We start from the raw sequence: 14,582 nt of genomic DNA on the forward strand, positions 1-14,582 counted from the left end.
CGGGGTACGCCGCTGCTCGGCGCCGCGCGCCGGCGTGCCCTCGCGGACGGTCCGGCCCCTCGGGGTGTACGCGCGAGCGCCGGAGATGCCCCCGATGCCCGGCTCGCCGGCCCGCGACTCCTCGTCGGACGGGCCTGCCGCACGCGAAGAACCGCGCCGGGACCCCGTGGGATCCCGGCGCGGCTCGTCCGACCTCGGTGGCACCGGTCAGCCTCCCGTGCCCTGGCTGGTGACCGACGGCTGGCCGGTGGCCGGCTTCGGCACGCCGATCGTCTTGCCGTCCGGCATCCGGATGTACGCCGGCTCACCGGCGTCCACCAGGCCCAGCCGACGCGCCTCGGCGGTCAGGTTGCCCGGCGCCTCGTACTCGGTGATCTGCTTGTCGAGCTGCTGCTTCTCCAGGTCCAGTCGGGCCTGCTGCTGCTGCAGCTTCTCCAGCCGGAACGCGTTCTCATTGATCTTGGTGTTGACCGCCAGGATGCCGAGCACCCCGCCGACGACCAGCACCACGATCAGCGCCGCGAACGGCGCACGCGGCACCGACACGGGCGGCGGCGGCGCCACCCGCAGCCGGGGCGAGCGGGCGGTCGCCGCGACGCCGGCCTTCTCGGCCGGACGCAGCGCGGCACTGCCCTGGGTCGGGAACTCGCGCGCCCCCCGGGCGCGAGTCTCCCCCTGCCGGTTGACTCGATCGATGCGTGGCGTACCGTTCCCCACGCGCGGGGCTCGCTCCGCCGCGGTCCGGCCCCCCGACCGCGGTGCGCGCTGCCCGCCGCCGGTGACGTCCCGGCGGTCGCGCTTGTCAATGTTCATGTCCCCTCCCCCTCTACATCCGTCCCTCTACCGGGCCGGCGCCCCTGATCCCCCACGGATCAGGCTGACCCGGTGCCCGGCTGGTGCATCCCCTTCACCCTGCGGCGGGACCGTTCGCGGTCGGTCCGCCCCTGCTCTGTCGCGTTCGGGTCGAGTCGTTCCGCTGCCCGCAACCGCACCGAAGCGGCGCGCGGGTTCGCGGCGACCTCCGCCTCCCCGGGCAGTTCGGCGCCCCGGCTGAGCAGCCGGAACGTCGGACCGGACCCGGGAAGCTCAACCGGGAGGTCGATCGGGCCCTTACTGCGGACCCGGTCCGCGAGCGCCACCTTGGTGAGCCGGTCCTCCAGCGAGTGGTAGGACAGGACCACCATGCGACCGCCCACGGTCAGTGCGTCGAGCGCGGACGGCAGCGCCGTCTCCAGCGCTGCCAGCTCTCTGTTTACCTCGATCCGTAAAGCCTGAAACGTTCTCTTTGCCGGGTGTCCGCCCGTTCGTCGCGCTGGTGCCGGAATGGAGTCCCGGACCAGCTCCGCCAGCCGCGCGGACGAGGTGATCCGGGCGCGTTCCCGCTCCCGGATGATCGCCGAGGCGATCCGGCCGGCGAACTTCTCCTCGCCGTACACCCGCAGCACCCGGGCCAGATCCGGATGGCCGTAGGTGTTGACCACCTCTTCGGCGGTCACCCCCCGCGTCTGGTCCATCCGCATGTCCAGCGGCGCGTCCTGGGCGTACGCGAACCCGCGGTCGGGCGCGTCCAGTTGCAGCGACGAGACACCCAGGTCGAACAGGATCCCGTCGATACCCGGATAGCCCAGCCGCTCCAGCACCTCGGGCAGCTCGTCGTAGACGGCGTGCTCCAGGTGCACCCGGTCGGCGAACCGCGCCAGCCGGACCCGCGCGTGAGCGAGGGCCTCGGTGTCCCGGTCGAGCCCGATCAGGACCGTCTCCGGGTGCGCCTCCAGCACCGCCTCCGCGTGCCCGGCCAGGCCGAGCGTCGCGTCGACGTGCACCGTCCGGCCGCCTCGACCCAGCGCGGGGGCCAGCAGCTCGAGACACCGCTCGAGCAGCACCGGCACGTGCGTGCCGCGCAACTCCCCCATGTCGACCCCCACTGGTTGAAACGTCCGTTCTTCTCGCGCGCCTGCCGTGGCGACGGCGCTGCCGTCGTACCGCCAGATCCCCATCCGCTCCCGCCCGACACCAGGCCGTCGCCCGATGACTGGATCGTGCGCCTGGCACCGGGGAAGGGGTGCCAGGAACTCGAAAGCGGCTGGAGATCTCGCAGTACGTCGGGCGCCGTTCCGCCCTACAGACCGCCGGGCAGCACCCCCTCCTCGATGTCGGCGAAGTCGTCTTCGCTCTCGGCGAGGTAGGTCTCCCAGGCGACCTTGTCCCAGATCTCCACCCGCGTGCTCGCGCCGATGACCACCAGGTCACGGTCGAGCGCGGCGTACTGGCGAAGATGTGCCGGAATCGTCACGCGGCCCTGCTTGTCCGGCACCTCGTCGTGCGCGCTGGCGAAGAAGACCCGGCTGTAGGCCCGGGCCGCCTTGTGCGTCATCGGCTGCGCGCGCAACTGCTCCGCGATCCGCTGGAACTCGGGTGTCGGAAAGACATAGAGGCAACGATCCTGCCCTTTGGTGACCACGACACCCCCCGCCAGCTCATCCCGGAACCTGGCCGGAAGGATCAACCGGCCTTTGTCGTCCAGGCGCGGAGTGTGGGTGCCGAGGAACATCCGGCCCTACCCCCTCGCCCTTGAGCGGCGTTCGCGGCGCCGCTGACCCCCCGGGCCGGTGAGCCCTCCCGGCCTCACCATTGGGCCCCACCTTACTCCACTTCCCTCCACCTGCAACCAGATTCGCCCGCGTGGCGCGTCCGATCCGCGGGTAAAACCGCACGTCACACGGGGTGGAGCGGAGTGGAGGGCGTCAGCGCCCGCCCGGCGTGGTCCGCTTTCCGACATAGATCGACTCCGTCCGGTGGAGCGCGATCCGACCACCCGCACGGATGCCACGGCCGAACGGTTCACCGTCGGCGGCGATCTGGTGAGGCGGGCGGTCCGGTAACCTCGCTCGCGTGACGGACGCGAAAATGCCCCTACGGGCCAAGGTGGCCAGCTCCGTGTCACGGACCGCCGCGGCGCTCTCCCGGGCCGCCGGCCGTGGCGACGGATCGGTGATCGGCGGATGGATCGGGCTGAAGATCGATCCGGACCTGCTGGCGCACCTGTCGGCCGGACGCGCCATCGCGCTCGTCTCCGGCACCAACGGCAAGACGACCACCACCCGGTTGACCTCCGCCGCGGTCGGCGTGCTCGGCCGGGTCGCCACCAACTCCTTCGGCGCCAACATGCCCAGCGGGCACACCTCGGCGCTGGCCAAGGCCGGCAGCACCCCGTACGCGGTGCTTGAGGTCGACGAGCACTACCTCGCCCAGGTGCTCGAGTCGACCGAGCCGCACGTGGTCGCGCTGCTGAACCTCTCCCGCGACCAGCTGGACCGGGCCAAGGAGGTCGCCATGATGGCGCAGCTCTGGCGCGCGGCCCTGGTCCGGCACACGAACGTACGGGTGGTGGCAAACGCCGACGACCCGCTCGTGGTGTGGGCCGCCACCCCGCCGGGCGACCCGGCCCGGGGCATCAACCCGCCGCACGTGACCTGGTTCAGCGCCGGCCAGCGCTGGCACGACGACTCCTGGGTCTGCCCGGAGTGCGGCTCCACCATCCAGCGCTCCGGTGAGCAGTGGTGGTGCACGGGCTGCCCGCTGCGCCGACCGGAGCCGAACTGGGTCGTCGAGGACGAGGGGGTGCTCGACCCCACCGGGGCCTGGCACAAGGTGTCGCTCCAACTTCCCGGCAAGGTCAACCTCGGCAACGCGGCGACCGCGCTGGCGGTGGCCGCCGAGTTCGGCGTACGCCCGGTCGACGCGGTGTCCCGCCTCGGCATCGTCACGTCGGTGGCCGGCCGGTACGCGCAGGTCGACAAGGACGGGCGCAACATCCGGCTGCTGCTGGCCAAGAACCCGGCCAGCTGGCTGGAGGCCTTCGACATGGCCGACGAGGCGCCGACACTGCTCTCCATAAACGCGCGCGACCCCGACGGTCTGGACACCTCATGGCTCTACGACGTCGACTTCGCCCCGCTCCGTGGCCGGCAGGTGTTGATCACCGGCGACCGGGCATACGACCTGGCGGTTCGACTGGACGTCAACGACGTCCCGTTCCAGCACGTCCGCACGTTCGACGACGCGCTCCGGTCGGTCCCGCCCGGGCGGCTGGAGGTCATCGCGAACTACACCGCGTTCCAGGACATCCGAGCGGAGTTGGACCGTGTCATCTGAGAGTCTGCGCATCGTCTGGATCTACCCCGACCTGCTGTCCACCTACGGCGACCGGGGCAACGCGCTGATCCTCGCCCGCCGGGCCCGCCAGCGTGGCATGCCGGTCGAGGTGCTGGAGGTCCGCTCCGATCAGCGGCTGCCCGCGACCGCCGACATCTACCTGGTCGGCGGTGGCGAGGACGGCCCGCAGGCGTTGGGCGCCCAGCGGCTGATCGCCGACGGCGGCCTGCACCGGGCGGTCGCCCAGGGGTCGGTGGTGTTCGGCGTCTGTGCCGGTTACCAGCTGCTCGGTACCTCCTTCTTCGCCAAGGGTGTGCAGTGTCGAGGGCTGGAGCTGCTCGACCTGCGCTCCGACCGGGGCGAGAGCCGGGCCGTCGGCGAGCTGGCCGGTGAGATCGACCCCCGGCTGGGCCTGCCCCCGCTGACCGGCTTCGAGAACCACGGCGGTCGCACCCACCTCGGTCCGGAGGTCGCCCCGCTCGCCCGGGTCACCACCGGCATCGGCAACGACGGCGCCACCGAGGGCGCGTGGCGCGGCAAGCTGCTGGGCACGTATTCGCACGGCCCGGCGCTGGCCCGCAACCCCGCCCTGGCCGACCTGCTGCTGCGCTGGGCCACCGGGGCGCACCAGCTCCCCCCACTGGACGACACCTGGTCGGACCGGCTCCGCAACGAGCGCCGCTCCGCAGTGGCCCCCGCCCGGGCATGATCCGAGCCGTCCGGCGGCTGCTCCGGCAGCCGTCGGCCGCCCGGTTCGCCCTGCTCGTCCTGCTGATCGGCGCCTGCGGGCTGCTGCTGCTCCTGGTGCCCCGGCCGGATCCGGCGCGGCTACCGCTGCTCGCCGACCGGCTGGGTGACCTCGCCCCGGTGGCGGCGATCCTCGGCGGCGCGCTGCTGCTGGTGGCGCTGGTGCCCCGCACCTTCATCACGCTGGCGGCGGGCGCGATCTTCGGCCCGCTGGAGGGCGCCGCGTACGCCCTGGGCGCCGCGCTTGTCGCCGCCGCGATCGGGTTCACTGTCGGGCGGCTGCTCGGCCGGGAGTTCGTCGCCGAGCGGGTGCGCGGCCGGCTGGCCCGCCTCGACGGCTGGTTCGCCCGGCAGAGCGTGCTCGGCGTGATCACCGTCCGGCTGCTGCCGATCGCCGGGTTCGGGCTGGTCAGCTACGGCTACGGCACGACCGGCGCCCGGGTGCTGCCGTTCCTGGCCGGCAGCGTGATCGCCTCCGCGCCGACCGCGTTCGGTTACGCGGCGATCGGCGCGGCCGTCAGCTCACCCGGCCACATCAACTGGTACGCCGCCGCCCCGTCCAGCCTCGGTCTGATCGCCAGCCTCGTGCTCGTCCACAAGTGGTGGCGCGGCGAACGACGCCGCCGCCGGCTGCCGGTCTGACCGTGTCCCTGCCGACCGACGGCGTCGACGCCGAGGAGCCGCTCACCGGCGGGTACGTCGCCGACGTGGTTCGGATCGGCGACACGGTACGACGTACCCCTCCCGTCAACCTGGACTTCGTCGGTGCGCTGCTGCGGCACCTGGCCGAGGTGGGCGCGGACCTCGCGCCCCGCCACCTGGGCGTCGACGACCGTGGCAGGCAGGTGCTCAGCTACGTCGCGGGGCGGGTGCCGTGGCGGGACTCCGAGGATCGGAGGTTCTTCGCCGATCCGGCGCTGGTGCGGCTGGCCGAGCTGATCCGCCGGCTGCACGACGCGTGTGCGGGCAGCGACCTGGCCGGCGACGCCGAGACGGTGTGTCACCGCGACCTGTCGCCGAAGAACACTGTGTACCGCGACTCGCCGGCCGGGCCGCTCCCGGTGGTCTTCGTCGACTGGGACCTGGCCGCGCCGGGCCGGCGGATCGAGGACGTGGCGTTCGCCGGCTGGCACTGGGCCCCACTGGGCGAGGGCGCCGACCCGGCCGAGCTGGGTCGGCGGTGCCGTGTGCTCTGCGACGCCTACGACGCGGCCGGCCCCGGGGCTCTGCCCCGAGCGGAGCTGGTCGACGTGATGCTCGGGCAGATCGAGCAGACCTGGCGCGGCATCGAGGCCGGCGCCGACCGCGACGAGCCGGGCATGCGCCGGCTGCGCGACGCGGGCGCGGCCGACGGGGTACGCCGCTGGCACGACTGGCTGCGCGCCCACCACGACGTCGTGACGGTGGCGCTTACCGCGTGACAGCACACCGCGCCGGGGCGACACAGCCGGTGAGCGCTATGACTCAGAGGCATATTCATACCTCTGAGTCATAGCGCTCGTCGCAGTCTCCGCTCCCTGCGCGGTCACGCTCGGTAGCGCAGCCGCCCGTGGTCAGGCGACGACCGAGACCAGTCGGCCCGGCACCACGATGACCTTGCGGGGTTCCTTGCCCGCCAGCACGGCCGCCACCGCGTCCAGGGCCGCCGCGCGCACGGTCTCCTCGGAGGCGTCGGCGGGGACCTCGACGCGGCCCCGGACCTTGCCGTTGACCTGCACCGGATAGGTCACCGTCTCGGCCACCAGCAGCGCCGGGTCGGCGGTCGGAAAGTCCGCGTACGTCAGCGAGGTGTCGTGGCCCAGCTTGCGCCACAGCTCCTCGGCCACGTGCGGGGCGAACGGCGCCACCATCAGCACCAGCGGCTCGGCCACCTCGCGGGGCGTGGCCGACAGTCGGGTCAGCCCGTTGGTCAGCTCGATCAGCTTGGCGATCGCGGTGTTGAACCGGATGCCGTCCATGTCGCCACGGACCCCGTCGATCACCTTGTGCAGCAGTCGGCGGGTCGCCTCGTCGGCCGGGTCGTCGGTGACCCGCAGCGCGCCGGTCTGCTCGTCGACTATCGCCCGCCAGACCCGCTGCAGGAACCGGTACGAGCCGACCACCGCGCGGGTCTCCCAGGGGCGGGACACCTCCAGCGGGCCCATCGACATCTCGTACACCCGGAAGGTGTCGGCGCCGTACGCGGCGCACATGTCGTCGGGGGTCACCACGTTCTTCAGTGACTTGCCCATCTTGCCGTACTCGCGGTTGACCGTCAGGTCGCCCAGGTAGTACGCGCCGTCGCGCTCGACGACCTCCTCGGCCTGCACGTAGCTGCCGCGCGAGTCGGTGTACGCGTACGCCTGGATCATGCCCTGGTTGAACAGCTTGCGGAACGGCTCGAACGACGAGACGTGCCCCAGGTCGAACAGCACCTTGTGCCAGAACCGCGCGTACAGCAGGTGCAGCACGGCGTGCTCGGCGCCGCCGACGTACAGGTCGGTGCCCCCGCAGTCGCCCTCGCCGCGCGGACCCATCCAGTACCGCTCGTTCTCGGCGTCGACGAACCGCTCGCTGTTTGTCGGGTCCAGGTAGCGCAGCTCGTACCAGCAGGAGCCGGCCCACTGCGGCATCACGTTCGTCTCGCGGGTGTAGCGCTTCGGCCCGTCACCCAGGTCCAGCTCGACCTCGACCCAGTCCCGCCGCCGCGACAGCGGGGTCTCCGGGTCGGAGGCCGCGTCGTCCGGGTCGAACGTCTTCGGGGAGAAGTCGTCCACCTCGGGCAGCTCGACGGGCAGCATCTCCTCCGGCAGGGCGATGGCCGCGCCGCTGGAGTCGTAGACGATGGGGAACGGCTCACCCCAGTAGCGCTGCCGGGAGAACAGCCAGTCGCGCAGCCGGTAGGTCACCGCGCCGGTGCCGTGCCCGTTCGCCTCCAGCCAGGTGATGATCGCCGCCTTGGCGTCGGCGACCCCCAGGCCGTCCAGGTCCAGGCCGCGCTCGGGCGCGGCGCTGTTGATCGCCGGGCCGTCCCCGGTGTACGCCTTGCCGTCGAAGCCCTCCGCCGGCTGCACGGTGCGCACGATGGGCAGCTCGAAGACCTCGGCGAACGCCCAGTCCCGCTCGTCCTGCGCCGGCACCGCCATGATCGCGCCGGTGCCGTAGCCGGCCAGCACGTAGTCCGCGATGAAGATCGGGATCTGCTCACCGGTGACCGGGTTGGTGGCGTACGCCCCGATGAAGACGCCCGTCTTCTCCTTGCTGTCGGACTGCCGCTCGACGTCGGTCTTCGCGGCGGCGGCCTTGCGGTACGCCTCGACGGCCGCCCGGGGGCTGGCCTGCCCTCCGGTCCAGGCGTCCCTCGTGCTCTCCGGCCAGACGGCCGGCACCAGCGCGTCGACCAGCTCGTGCTCCGGTGCCAGCACCATGTAGGTGGCCCCGAAGATGGTGTCCGGGCGGGTCGTGAACACCCGGATCGGCTCCCGCTCGGTCGGGAAGTCGATGTGCGCGCCCTGCGAGCGACCGATCCAGTTGCGCTGCATGTGCTTGATCGGCTCGGGCCAGTCCAGCGCGTCCAGGTCGTCCAGCAGCCGGTCACCGTAGGCGGTGATCCGCATCTTCCACTGCTTCAGGTTGCGCTTGAAGACCGGGAAGTTGCCCCGGTCGGAGCGACCGTCGGCGGTGACCTCCTCGTTGGCCAGCACGGTGCCCAGCCCGGGGCACCAGTTGACCGGGGCCTCCGAGACGTACGCCAGCCGGTGGTCGTCGACGACTCCGCGGCGCTCGGCGACGCTCAGCTCGGCCCAGGCCCGGCCGTCCGGCGTGGACCGGTTGCCGCCCTCGAACTCGGCGATCAGCTCGGCGATCGGCCGGGCCCTGCCGGCGTCGCGGTCGTACCAGGAGTTGAAGATCTGCAGGAAGATCCACTGCGTCCAGCGGTAGAAGTCGGTGTCGATCGTCGCCACCGAGCGGCGCTCGTCGTGCGCCAGCCCCAGGCGGCGCAGCTGCGTCTTGTACCGCTCGATGTTCGCGACGGTGGTGGTCCTGGGGTGGGTGCCGGTCTGCACGGCGTACTGCTCGGCGGGCAGGCCGAACGCGTCGAACCCCATGGCGTGCAGCACGTTGCGCCCGGCCATCCGCTGGTAGCGGGCGAAGCAGTCGGTGCCGATGTAGCCCAGCGGGTGGCCGACGTGCAGGCCGGCGCCGGACGGGTACGGGAACATGTCCAGCACGTACAGCTTCTCCGCCCCGGCCCGGGGGTGGCCCGGGTCGGCCAGCGGACCGGTCGGGTTCGGTGCGTGGAAGGTGCCCTCGCGCGCCCAGGTGTCCTGCCAACGGGTCTCGATCTCGTCGGCCAGGGCCGCGGTGTACCGGAACGGGGGGATGTCGCCCGCCGGTGCGGCTGCCTCACTCATCGTCTCTCCTCGCTTCGCTTCGCTTCGTCTCGGCACCGCCGGGCCGGACCGGCGGCGGGCACAAAAAAGCCCCTCGCGCAGGAGGGGCCGCCGTGCTGTCGCGCGTTCAGCGCATCAGCACGGCCCGGTAAGAAGCAGGAAGACTCCGGCCATGTCCGGCAGTGTACCGCGTCGCCGTGCGGGCCGTCGGAGGCGTGGGGTGACAGTGGGTCGATCCCCCAACTCGGCGAATATCCGCCCGTAAGCGGCGGACTACCTGCGGGGGTCGGCGATAACGACAAACATGGTTAGCCTGAGAGGCCAGTGAGAATCCTGCGGCAGACGAGGCTCGACGTCGCGAACCCAACGGCGGGTCCAGGTGCTCTCTACAGAGCTGCCGTGACGGCGACGAGGAGGAGGCCCGTGACACAACAGACCTGGGACGAGGTGGGCGGCCTGTTGCCGCACGACGAGTTCCGCGCCGCCAGCGAGGCCATCGTGGCCAACATCGAGCAGGTCATCGAGGGTAAGACCGCCACCGTGCGGCTGGCCCTTGCCGTCCTGCTCGCCGAGGGTCACCTCCTCATCGAAGACGTTCCCGGCGTCGGCAAGACCAAGCTGGCCAAGGCCCTGGCGCGGTCCATCGACTGCACGGTGCGCCGGATCCAGTTCACCCCCGACCTGCTGCCCAGCGATGTCACAGGCGTCAGCGTCTACAACCAGGAGACCCACGACTTCGAGTTCCGCCCGGGGGCGGTCTTCGCCAACCTGGTCGTCGGCGACGAGATCAACCGGGCCTCGCCGAAGACCCAGTCGGCGCTGCTTGAGTGCATGGAGGAACGGCAGGTCACCGTCGACGGCGTGACCTACCAGCTCCAGACCCCGTTCATGGTCATCGCCACCCAGAACCCGATCGAGATGGAGGGGACGTACCCGCTGCCCGAGGCGCAGCGCGACCGTTTCACCGCCCGCATCGCGATGGGTTACCCGGACTCCAACGCCGAGCTGGCCATGCTCGACGGGCACGGTGGCACCGACCCGCTGAACGAGCTGCGCGCGGTCTCCGACGCGGACATCGTCCGGCAGCTCATCGCCACCGTCCGGCAGGTGCACGTCGCGGACGCCGTCAAGCAGTACGCCATCGACCTGGTCACCGCCACCCGCGAGGCCCCCGACCTGCGGTTGGGCGCGTCCCCGCGGGCGACCCTGCAACTGCTGCGCACGGCCCGGGCGGTCGCCGCGCTGGAGGGCCGCGACTACGTCCTCCCCGACGACCTGCAGGCCCTGGCGGTGCCGGTGCTCGCGCACCGGATCATCCCGACGGCCGACGCGCAGCTCGCCCGACGCACCACCGACGCGATCGTCTCCGAGCTGGTGCACCGCCTGCCGTTGCCGCACGACAGGCAACGCAACCCCTACGACACCCGGCCCGCCACCGGCAACGGTCGCGCGCCCTACGAGCCGCGGAGGCCGTGACGTGCGTGCCGGGCTGCGCGGGCTGACCACCCGCGGGCGCTCGTTCCTCGCCGCCGCGATCGCGGCGGCGATCTCGGCCGTCATCCTGGGCGAGAAGGACCTGCTCCGGGTGGCCGTGCTGCTGGCCGTCCTGCCGCTGCTCGCCGCCGCCTACGTGGGCCGCAGCCGTTACAAGCTGGCCTGCAACCGGTCGCTGGACCCGCACCGGGTTCCGGTCGGGGCCAACTCGCGGGTGGTGCTGCGCCTGCAGAACCTCTCCCGGCTGCCCACCGGCACCCTGCTGCTGGAGGACCGGCTGCCCTACGCGCTGGGCAGCCGGCCCCGGGTCGTGCTGGAGCGGCTCGGCGCGCACCAGGCCAGCTCCGTGGCGTACACGGTCCGCGCCGACGTCCGGGGCCGCTACGACGTGGGCCCGCTGGTGGTCCGGATGACCGACCCGTTCGGTCTCTGCGAGCTCACCCGGGCGTTTCCCAGCACCGACCACCTGACGGTCATCCCGCAGGTCACGCCCCTGCCGTCGGTCCGGCTCCCCGGGGAGTACGCGGGCAGCGGCGACAGCCGGGCGCGTTCGGTGGCGGTGCACGGCGAGGACGACGCGGCGACCCGGGAGTACCGCCGCGGCGACGACCTGCGCCGGGTGCACTGGAAGTCCACGGCACGCACCGGCGAGCTGATGGTGCGCCGGGAGGAGCAGCCCTGGGAGAGCCGGGCCACTGTCGTCCTGGACACCCGCGCGTACGGCCACCGGGGCGACGGCCCGACGGCGAGTTTCGAGTGGGCGGTCTCCGCCGCCGCCAGCATCGCCGTGCACCTGCGGCAGGCCGGCTACAAGCTGCGCCTGGTCACCGGTTCGGGGGCCGACGTGGACGCCTCGGAGGGCGGCGGTGACGGTGTGCTGCTCGACCACCTGGCCGAGGTGCGGCTGGACCAGCGGGCCGACGTGGCCGAGCTGGTGCAGCGGGTCCGGCAGCGCGCCGACGGTGGTCTGATCATCGGGCTGTTCGGCGCGGTGAGCGTCGCCGAGGCCGAGTTGCTGGCCGGGCTGCGGGGCAACGGCGCGACGTGCGTCGGTTTCCTGTTGGACAGCTCCACCTGGCTGAGCCTGCCCGAGAAGGCCCGCGCCGAGGCGGAGCACGCGCACGGCGCGGCGGTGCTCGCCATGGTGCGCAACGGCTGGCGGGTGGTCGGCGTCGACCACGGCAGCCGGCTGCCGGCGCTGTGGCCGCAGGCAGGCCGAGGATCCCAGGGCTTCGCCCTGCGCGCCGCGCTGGCCGAGACGGTGGCCGGCGGCGTGCGATGAACGGAAGGTTCCCCTCATGATCGCCAGCCGGAACACCGGCGCGGTGGCGGCCGCCGCGACACTGCTCGCCGCCGCGCCGCTGTCGGCCATCTTCCAGACCTGGACGTGGCTGATCCAGTGCGTGATAGCGGTCGCCGTGGTGGCCGGGGTCGCCGCGCTGACGCGGCTGGTCCGCGCGCCGCTGTGGGGTCAGGTGCTCGGCATGCTGGCCGCCCTGTTGCTCGCGCTGACCTGGCTGTTCCCCAGTGGCAGCGAGCTGCTGACCTTCCTGCCCACGCCGGCCACGATCGGGCACTTCGCCGACCTGCTCACCGGCTCGGCGCAGGACATGCGCTCGTACGGCGTCGAGGTTCCGGACACGGACCCGCTGCTGTTCATCACCGCGCTCGGCGTCGGCGGGGTGGCCGTGCTCGTCGACGTGCTGGCGGTGGGGCTGCGGCGGCCCGCGCTGGCCGGGCTGCCGATGCTCGCGATCTACTCGGTGCCGGTAGCCGTCTACGTGGACAGCGTCCCCCCGCTGCCGTTCGTGGTGGGCGCCGCCGGTTTCCTGTGGCTGCTGGTCACCGACAACGTCGACCGGGTCCGTCGGTTCGGCAGGCGGTTCACCGGCGACGGTCGTGACGTCGACGTGTGGGAGGCGTCGCCGCTGGCCTCCGCCGGCCGTCGGCTCGCCGTGGTCGGCGTGGTGGTGGCCGTGGCGCTGCCGCTTGCGGTGCCGGGCATGACCGGTGGGCTGCTCGACAGGCTGTCCGGCGGCACGGGCAACGGCAGCGGCACCGGCCGGGGCGCGGGCGGCTCGTCCGGCCGGATCGACCTGTTCGCGTCGCTCGCCGGCCAGCTCAACCAGTCCGAGGTGGCCGACCTGGTCAAGGTGACCACGTCCGAGCCGAACCCGTTCTACCTGCGCTACGCGGTGGCCGACGAGCTGCGCCCGAGTGGTTTCCAGGCCCGCAGCCCGAGTGGCCGGCCGGCCAACCGGGATCTGCCGGACCCGACCGAGCGGGGCGGCCAGGGGGTGCAGCAGGTCCGCTACCGGGCGACAGTCGAGGTCACCAAGAGCCTCAGCATGTCCCTCATGCCGGTGTACGCCGAGCCGGTGCGCACCGAGGACCTCAACAGCAACTGGCTGTACGACCCCAGCCAGCAGGTCGTCTTCTCCAACCGGGAGAACTCCCGGGGGCGCAAGTACGCCTTCGACTACGTTCGCTCGACGTACACGCCTGCCGCGCTGCGGGCCGCTCGGCCGCTGCCCGCCGACCACCCGGTCCGCCGCCAGCTCACCGCCACCCCCGGGCCGGTGCCCGAGGTGGAGGAGCTGGTCAAGGGACTGACCCAGGGCAAGCGCACCGACTACGACCGCGTGCTCGCGATCTACCAGCACTTCTCGGCGGACAACGGGTTCAGCTACCGGCTCAGCACCGCGAGCGGCAGCAGCGGCCAGGACATCGTCAACTTCCTCATCAACAAGGTCGGCTACTGCCAGCAGTACGCCGCCGCCATGGCCTGGCTGGTCCGTTCGGCCGGCATCCCGGCCCGGGTCGCGTTCGGGTTCACCAACGGCAGCAAGCGCGACGGCGACACGTACACGCTCACCAACCTCAACCTGCACGCCTGGACCGAGGTCTACTTCGACGGGGTCGGCTGGGTGCCGTTCGACGCCACCCCGGCGTACGGCGTACCCGGCTCCACCCGGTCGGCCTGGGCTCCGGACACTGATGCGCCCGAGCCGTCCACCCCGGAGACGGGTGCCACGGACAGCCCGACGGGCCCGGACTCGTCGGCGGGGCCGGCCGGCCCGGACAACGCCGACCGCGACACCGACACCGGGCTCTCCCTCGGGGGCGAGAAGCCGGCCGAGCAGGCGCCGGTGTGGCCGTGGTGGACGGCGGGCGTACTGGCCCTGTTGGCGCTGCTGGCGGTGCCGGCGCTTCGTCGACTGGCGCTGCGTCGGCGACGGGCCGGCCGCCCGGACGCCACGGTGGCCACCGCCGTCGGAGACGACGCCCGGTCGGCCGACGGCGGGCACGTGATGGTGGTCGAGGCGGACGCCGGTCGCGCTCGCGCGGACGCGCACGCCGCCTGGGCGGAGCTGCTGGACACGATGGTCGACTTCAAGGTCCGGGTGGACCAGACCGAGACGCCCCGGGCGACCGCGGATCGGCTGGTCCGCGACGCCCTCGCCGACGACACGGCGGCGGTCGGAGCGGCGCGCCTGCTCGGCCGGGCGGAGGAGCGGGCCCGGTACGCGCGGAACCCGCTGACCGGCGAACCGCTGCCGCCGGCGCTACGCACGATCCGCGGCGCGCTCGCCACCCGGGCGGATCGACGGACCCGATTTGTCGCCACCGTGCTGCCGCCGTCGGTGCTGCTGCGCTGGCGGCTCGCCCTCGCGGACGCCTCCGGCCGCCTGGTGGCGCTGACCGGACGGATCCGCTACCGGCTGCTGCGCTGGAACCCGCGGCGGATGCTGGCCGACCGGGCGGCCCGCTGAGCGACGCTGCTCAGGTTCGGGGCGACGGTCACCGACCGTC

12 protein-coding genes are annotated in these 14,582 nt (G+C 72.7%); 7 read left to right on the forward strand and 5 right to left on the reverse strand.

Translation table 11 applies throughout. The annotated features are described in order from the left end of the window. From MILUP08_RS36935 to mraZ, 4 genes are all read right to left on the reverse strand, one after another. The coding region (locus tag MILUP08_RS36935) for a hypothetical protein (RefSeq protein ID WP_144057204.1) at window positions 1-204 on the reverse strand (204 nt) is incomplete at its 3' end. Window positions 205-207: 3 nt separating this feature from the next. Then, window positions 208-813 (reverse strand): cell division protein FtsL, encoded by a 606-nt coding sequence (gene ftsL / locus MILUP08_RS25295; RefSeq protein WP_007463032.1) that lies wholly within the window; start codon window positions 811-813, stop codon window positions 208-210. A gap of 59 nt (window positions 814-872) precedes the next feature. Next, window positions 873-1,913: a 16S rRNA (cytosine(1402)-N(4))-methyltransferase RsmH gene (gene rsmH, locus MILUP08_RS25300; protein WP_051066055.1), complete on the reverse strand. Its 1,041-nt coding sequence runs from the start codon at window positions 1,911-1,913 to the stop codon at window positions 873-875. Between the two features lie 206 nt (window positions 1,914-2,119). Beyond that, window positions 2,120-2,551 carry a division/cell wall cluster transcriptional repressor MraZ gene (gene mraZ / locus MILUP08_RS25305; RefSeq protein ID WP_007463034.1) on the reverse strand — a complete coding sequence of 144 codons (432 nt, stop codon included), beginning with the start codon at window positions 2,549-2,551 and terminating at the stop codon, window positions 2,120-2,122. 356 nt (window positions 2,552-2,907) lie between these two features. Here mraZ and MILUP08_RS25310 point away from each other — a divergent pair, with 356 nt between their 5' ends. The 4 genes from MILUP08_RS25310 to MILUP08_RS25325 are packed head-to-tail and all read left to right on the forward strand — an operon-like array spanning window position 2,908 to window position 6,323. Further along, window positions 2,908-4,155: a MurT ligase domain-containing protein gene (locus MILUP08_RS25310; protein WP_007463035.1), complete on the forward strand. Its 1,248-nt coding sequence runs from the start codon at window positions 2,908-2,910 to the stop codon at window positions 4,153-4,155. After that, window positions 4,145-4,864 (forward strand): type 1 glutamine amidotransferase, encoded by a 720-nt coding sequence (locus MILUP08_RS25315; RefSeq protein WP_007463036.1) that lies wholly within the window; start codon window positions 4,145-4,147, stop codon window positions 4,862-4,864. Before MILUP08_RS25310 ends, MILUP08_RS25315 begins: the two co-directional genes overlap by 11 nt. Further along, a complete protein-coding gene (locus MILUP08_RS25320; protein ID WP_007463037.1) occupies window positions 4,861-5,544 on the forward strand; it encodes a TVP38/TMEM64 family protein in 684 nt (227 codons plus the stop codon). Before MILUP08_RS25315 ends, MILUP08_RS25320 begins: the two co-directional genes overlap by 4 nt. 2 nt (window positions 5,545-5,546) lie before the next feature. Beyond that, on the forward strand, window positions 5,547-6,323 hold the full coding sequence (locus MILUP08_RS25325) for a phosphotransferase (RefSeq protein ID WP_007463038.1): 777 nt from the start codon (window positions 5,547-5,549) through the stop codon (window positions 6,321-6,323). Window positions 6,324-6,455: 132 nt separating this feature from the next. Here MILUP08_RS25325 and leuS read toward each other — a convergent pair whose 3' ends face one another. Then, on the reverse strand, window positions 6,456-9,296 hold the full coding sequence (gene leuS, locus MILUP08_RS25330) for a leucine--tRNA ligase (RefSeq protein WP_007463039.1): 2,841 nt from the start codon (window positions 9,294-9,296) through the stop codon (window positions 6,456-6,458). 402 nt (window positions 9,297-9,698) lie between these two features. Here leuS and MILUP08_RS25335 point away from each other — a divergent pair, with 402 nt between their 5' ends. Genes MILUP08_RS25335 through MILUP08_RS25345 form a run of 3 tightly spaced genes read left to right on the forward strand, consistent with a single transcriptional unit; the run spans window position 9,699 to window position 14,542 of the window. Next, window positions 9,699-10,751 carry an AAA family ATPase gene (locus MILUP08_RS25335; RefSeq protein ID WP_007463040.1) on the forward strand — a complete coding sequence of 351 codons (1,053 nt, stop codon included), beginning with the start codon at window positions 9,699-9,701 and terminating at the stop codon, window positions 10,749-10,751. Between the two features lies 1 nt (window position 10,752). Further along, window positions 10,753-12,051, forward strand: coding sequence for a DUF58 domain-containing protein (locus tag MILUP08_RS25340; RefSeq protein WP_007463041.1), 1,299 nt, complete (start codon window positions 10,753-10,755; stop codon window positions 12,049-12,051). 16 nt (window positions 12,052-12,067) lie between these two features. Beyond that, window positions 12,068-14,542: a transglutaminase TgpA family protein gene (locus MILUP08_RS25345; protein WP_007463043.1), complete on the forward strand. Its 2,475-nt coding sequence runs from the start codon at window positions 12,068-12,070 to the stop codon at window positions 14,540-14,542. Window positions 14,543-14,582 lie beyond the last annotated feature (40 nt).

This window comes from Micromonospora lupini str. Lupac 08 (assembly GCF_000297395.2).
GTDB lineage: Bacteria > Actinomycetota > Actinomycetes > Mycobacteriales > Micromonosporaceae > Micromonospora > Micromonospora lupini.

Bases quoted from the DNA above. Each gene is read 5' to 3' on its own strand.
- ftsL (WP_007463032.1), bottom strand. From the start codon at position 813: ATGAACATTGACAAGCGCGACCGCCGGGACGTCACCGGCGGCGGGCAG.
- rsmH (WP_051066055.1), bottom strand. From the start codon at position 1,913: ATGGGGGAGTTGCGCGGCACGCACGTGCCGGTGCTGCTCGAGCGGTGT.
- mraZ (WP_007463034.1), bottom strand. From the start codon at position 2,551: ATGTTCCTCGGCACCCACACTCCGCGCCTGGACGACAAAGGCCGGTTG.
- MILUP08_RS25310 (WP_007463035.1), top strand. From the start codon at position 2,908: ATGCCCCTACGGGCCAAGGTGGCCAGCTCCGTGTCACGGACCGCCGCG.
- MILUP08_RS25320 (WP_007463037.1), top strand. From the start codon at position 4,861: ATGATCCGAGCCGTCCGGCGGCTGCTCCGGCAGCCGTCGGCCGCCCGG.
- leuS (WP_007463039.1), bottom strand. From the start codon at position 9,296: ATGAGTGAGGCAGCCGCACCGGCGGGCGACATCCCCCCGTTCCGGTAC.
- MILUP08_RS25345 (WP_007463043.1), top strand. From the start codon at position 12,068: ATGATCGCCAGCCGGAACACCGGCGCGGTGGCGGCCGCCGCGACACTG.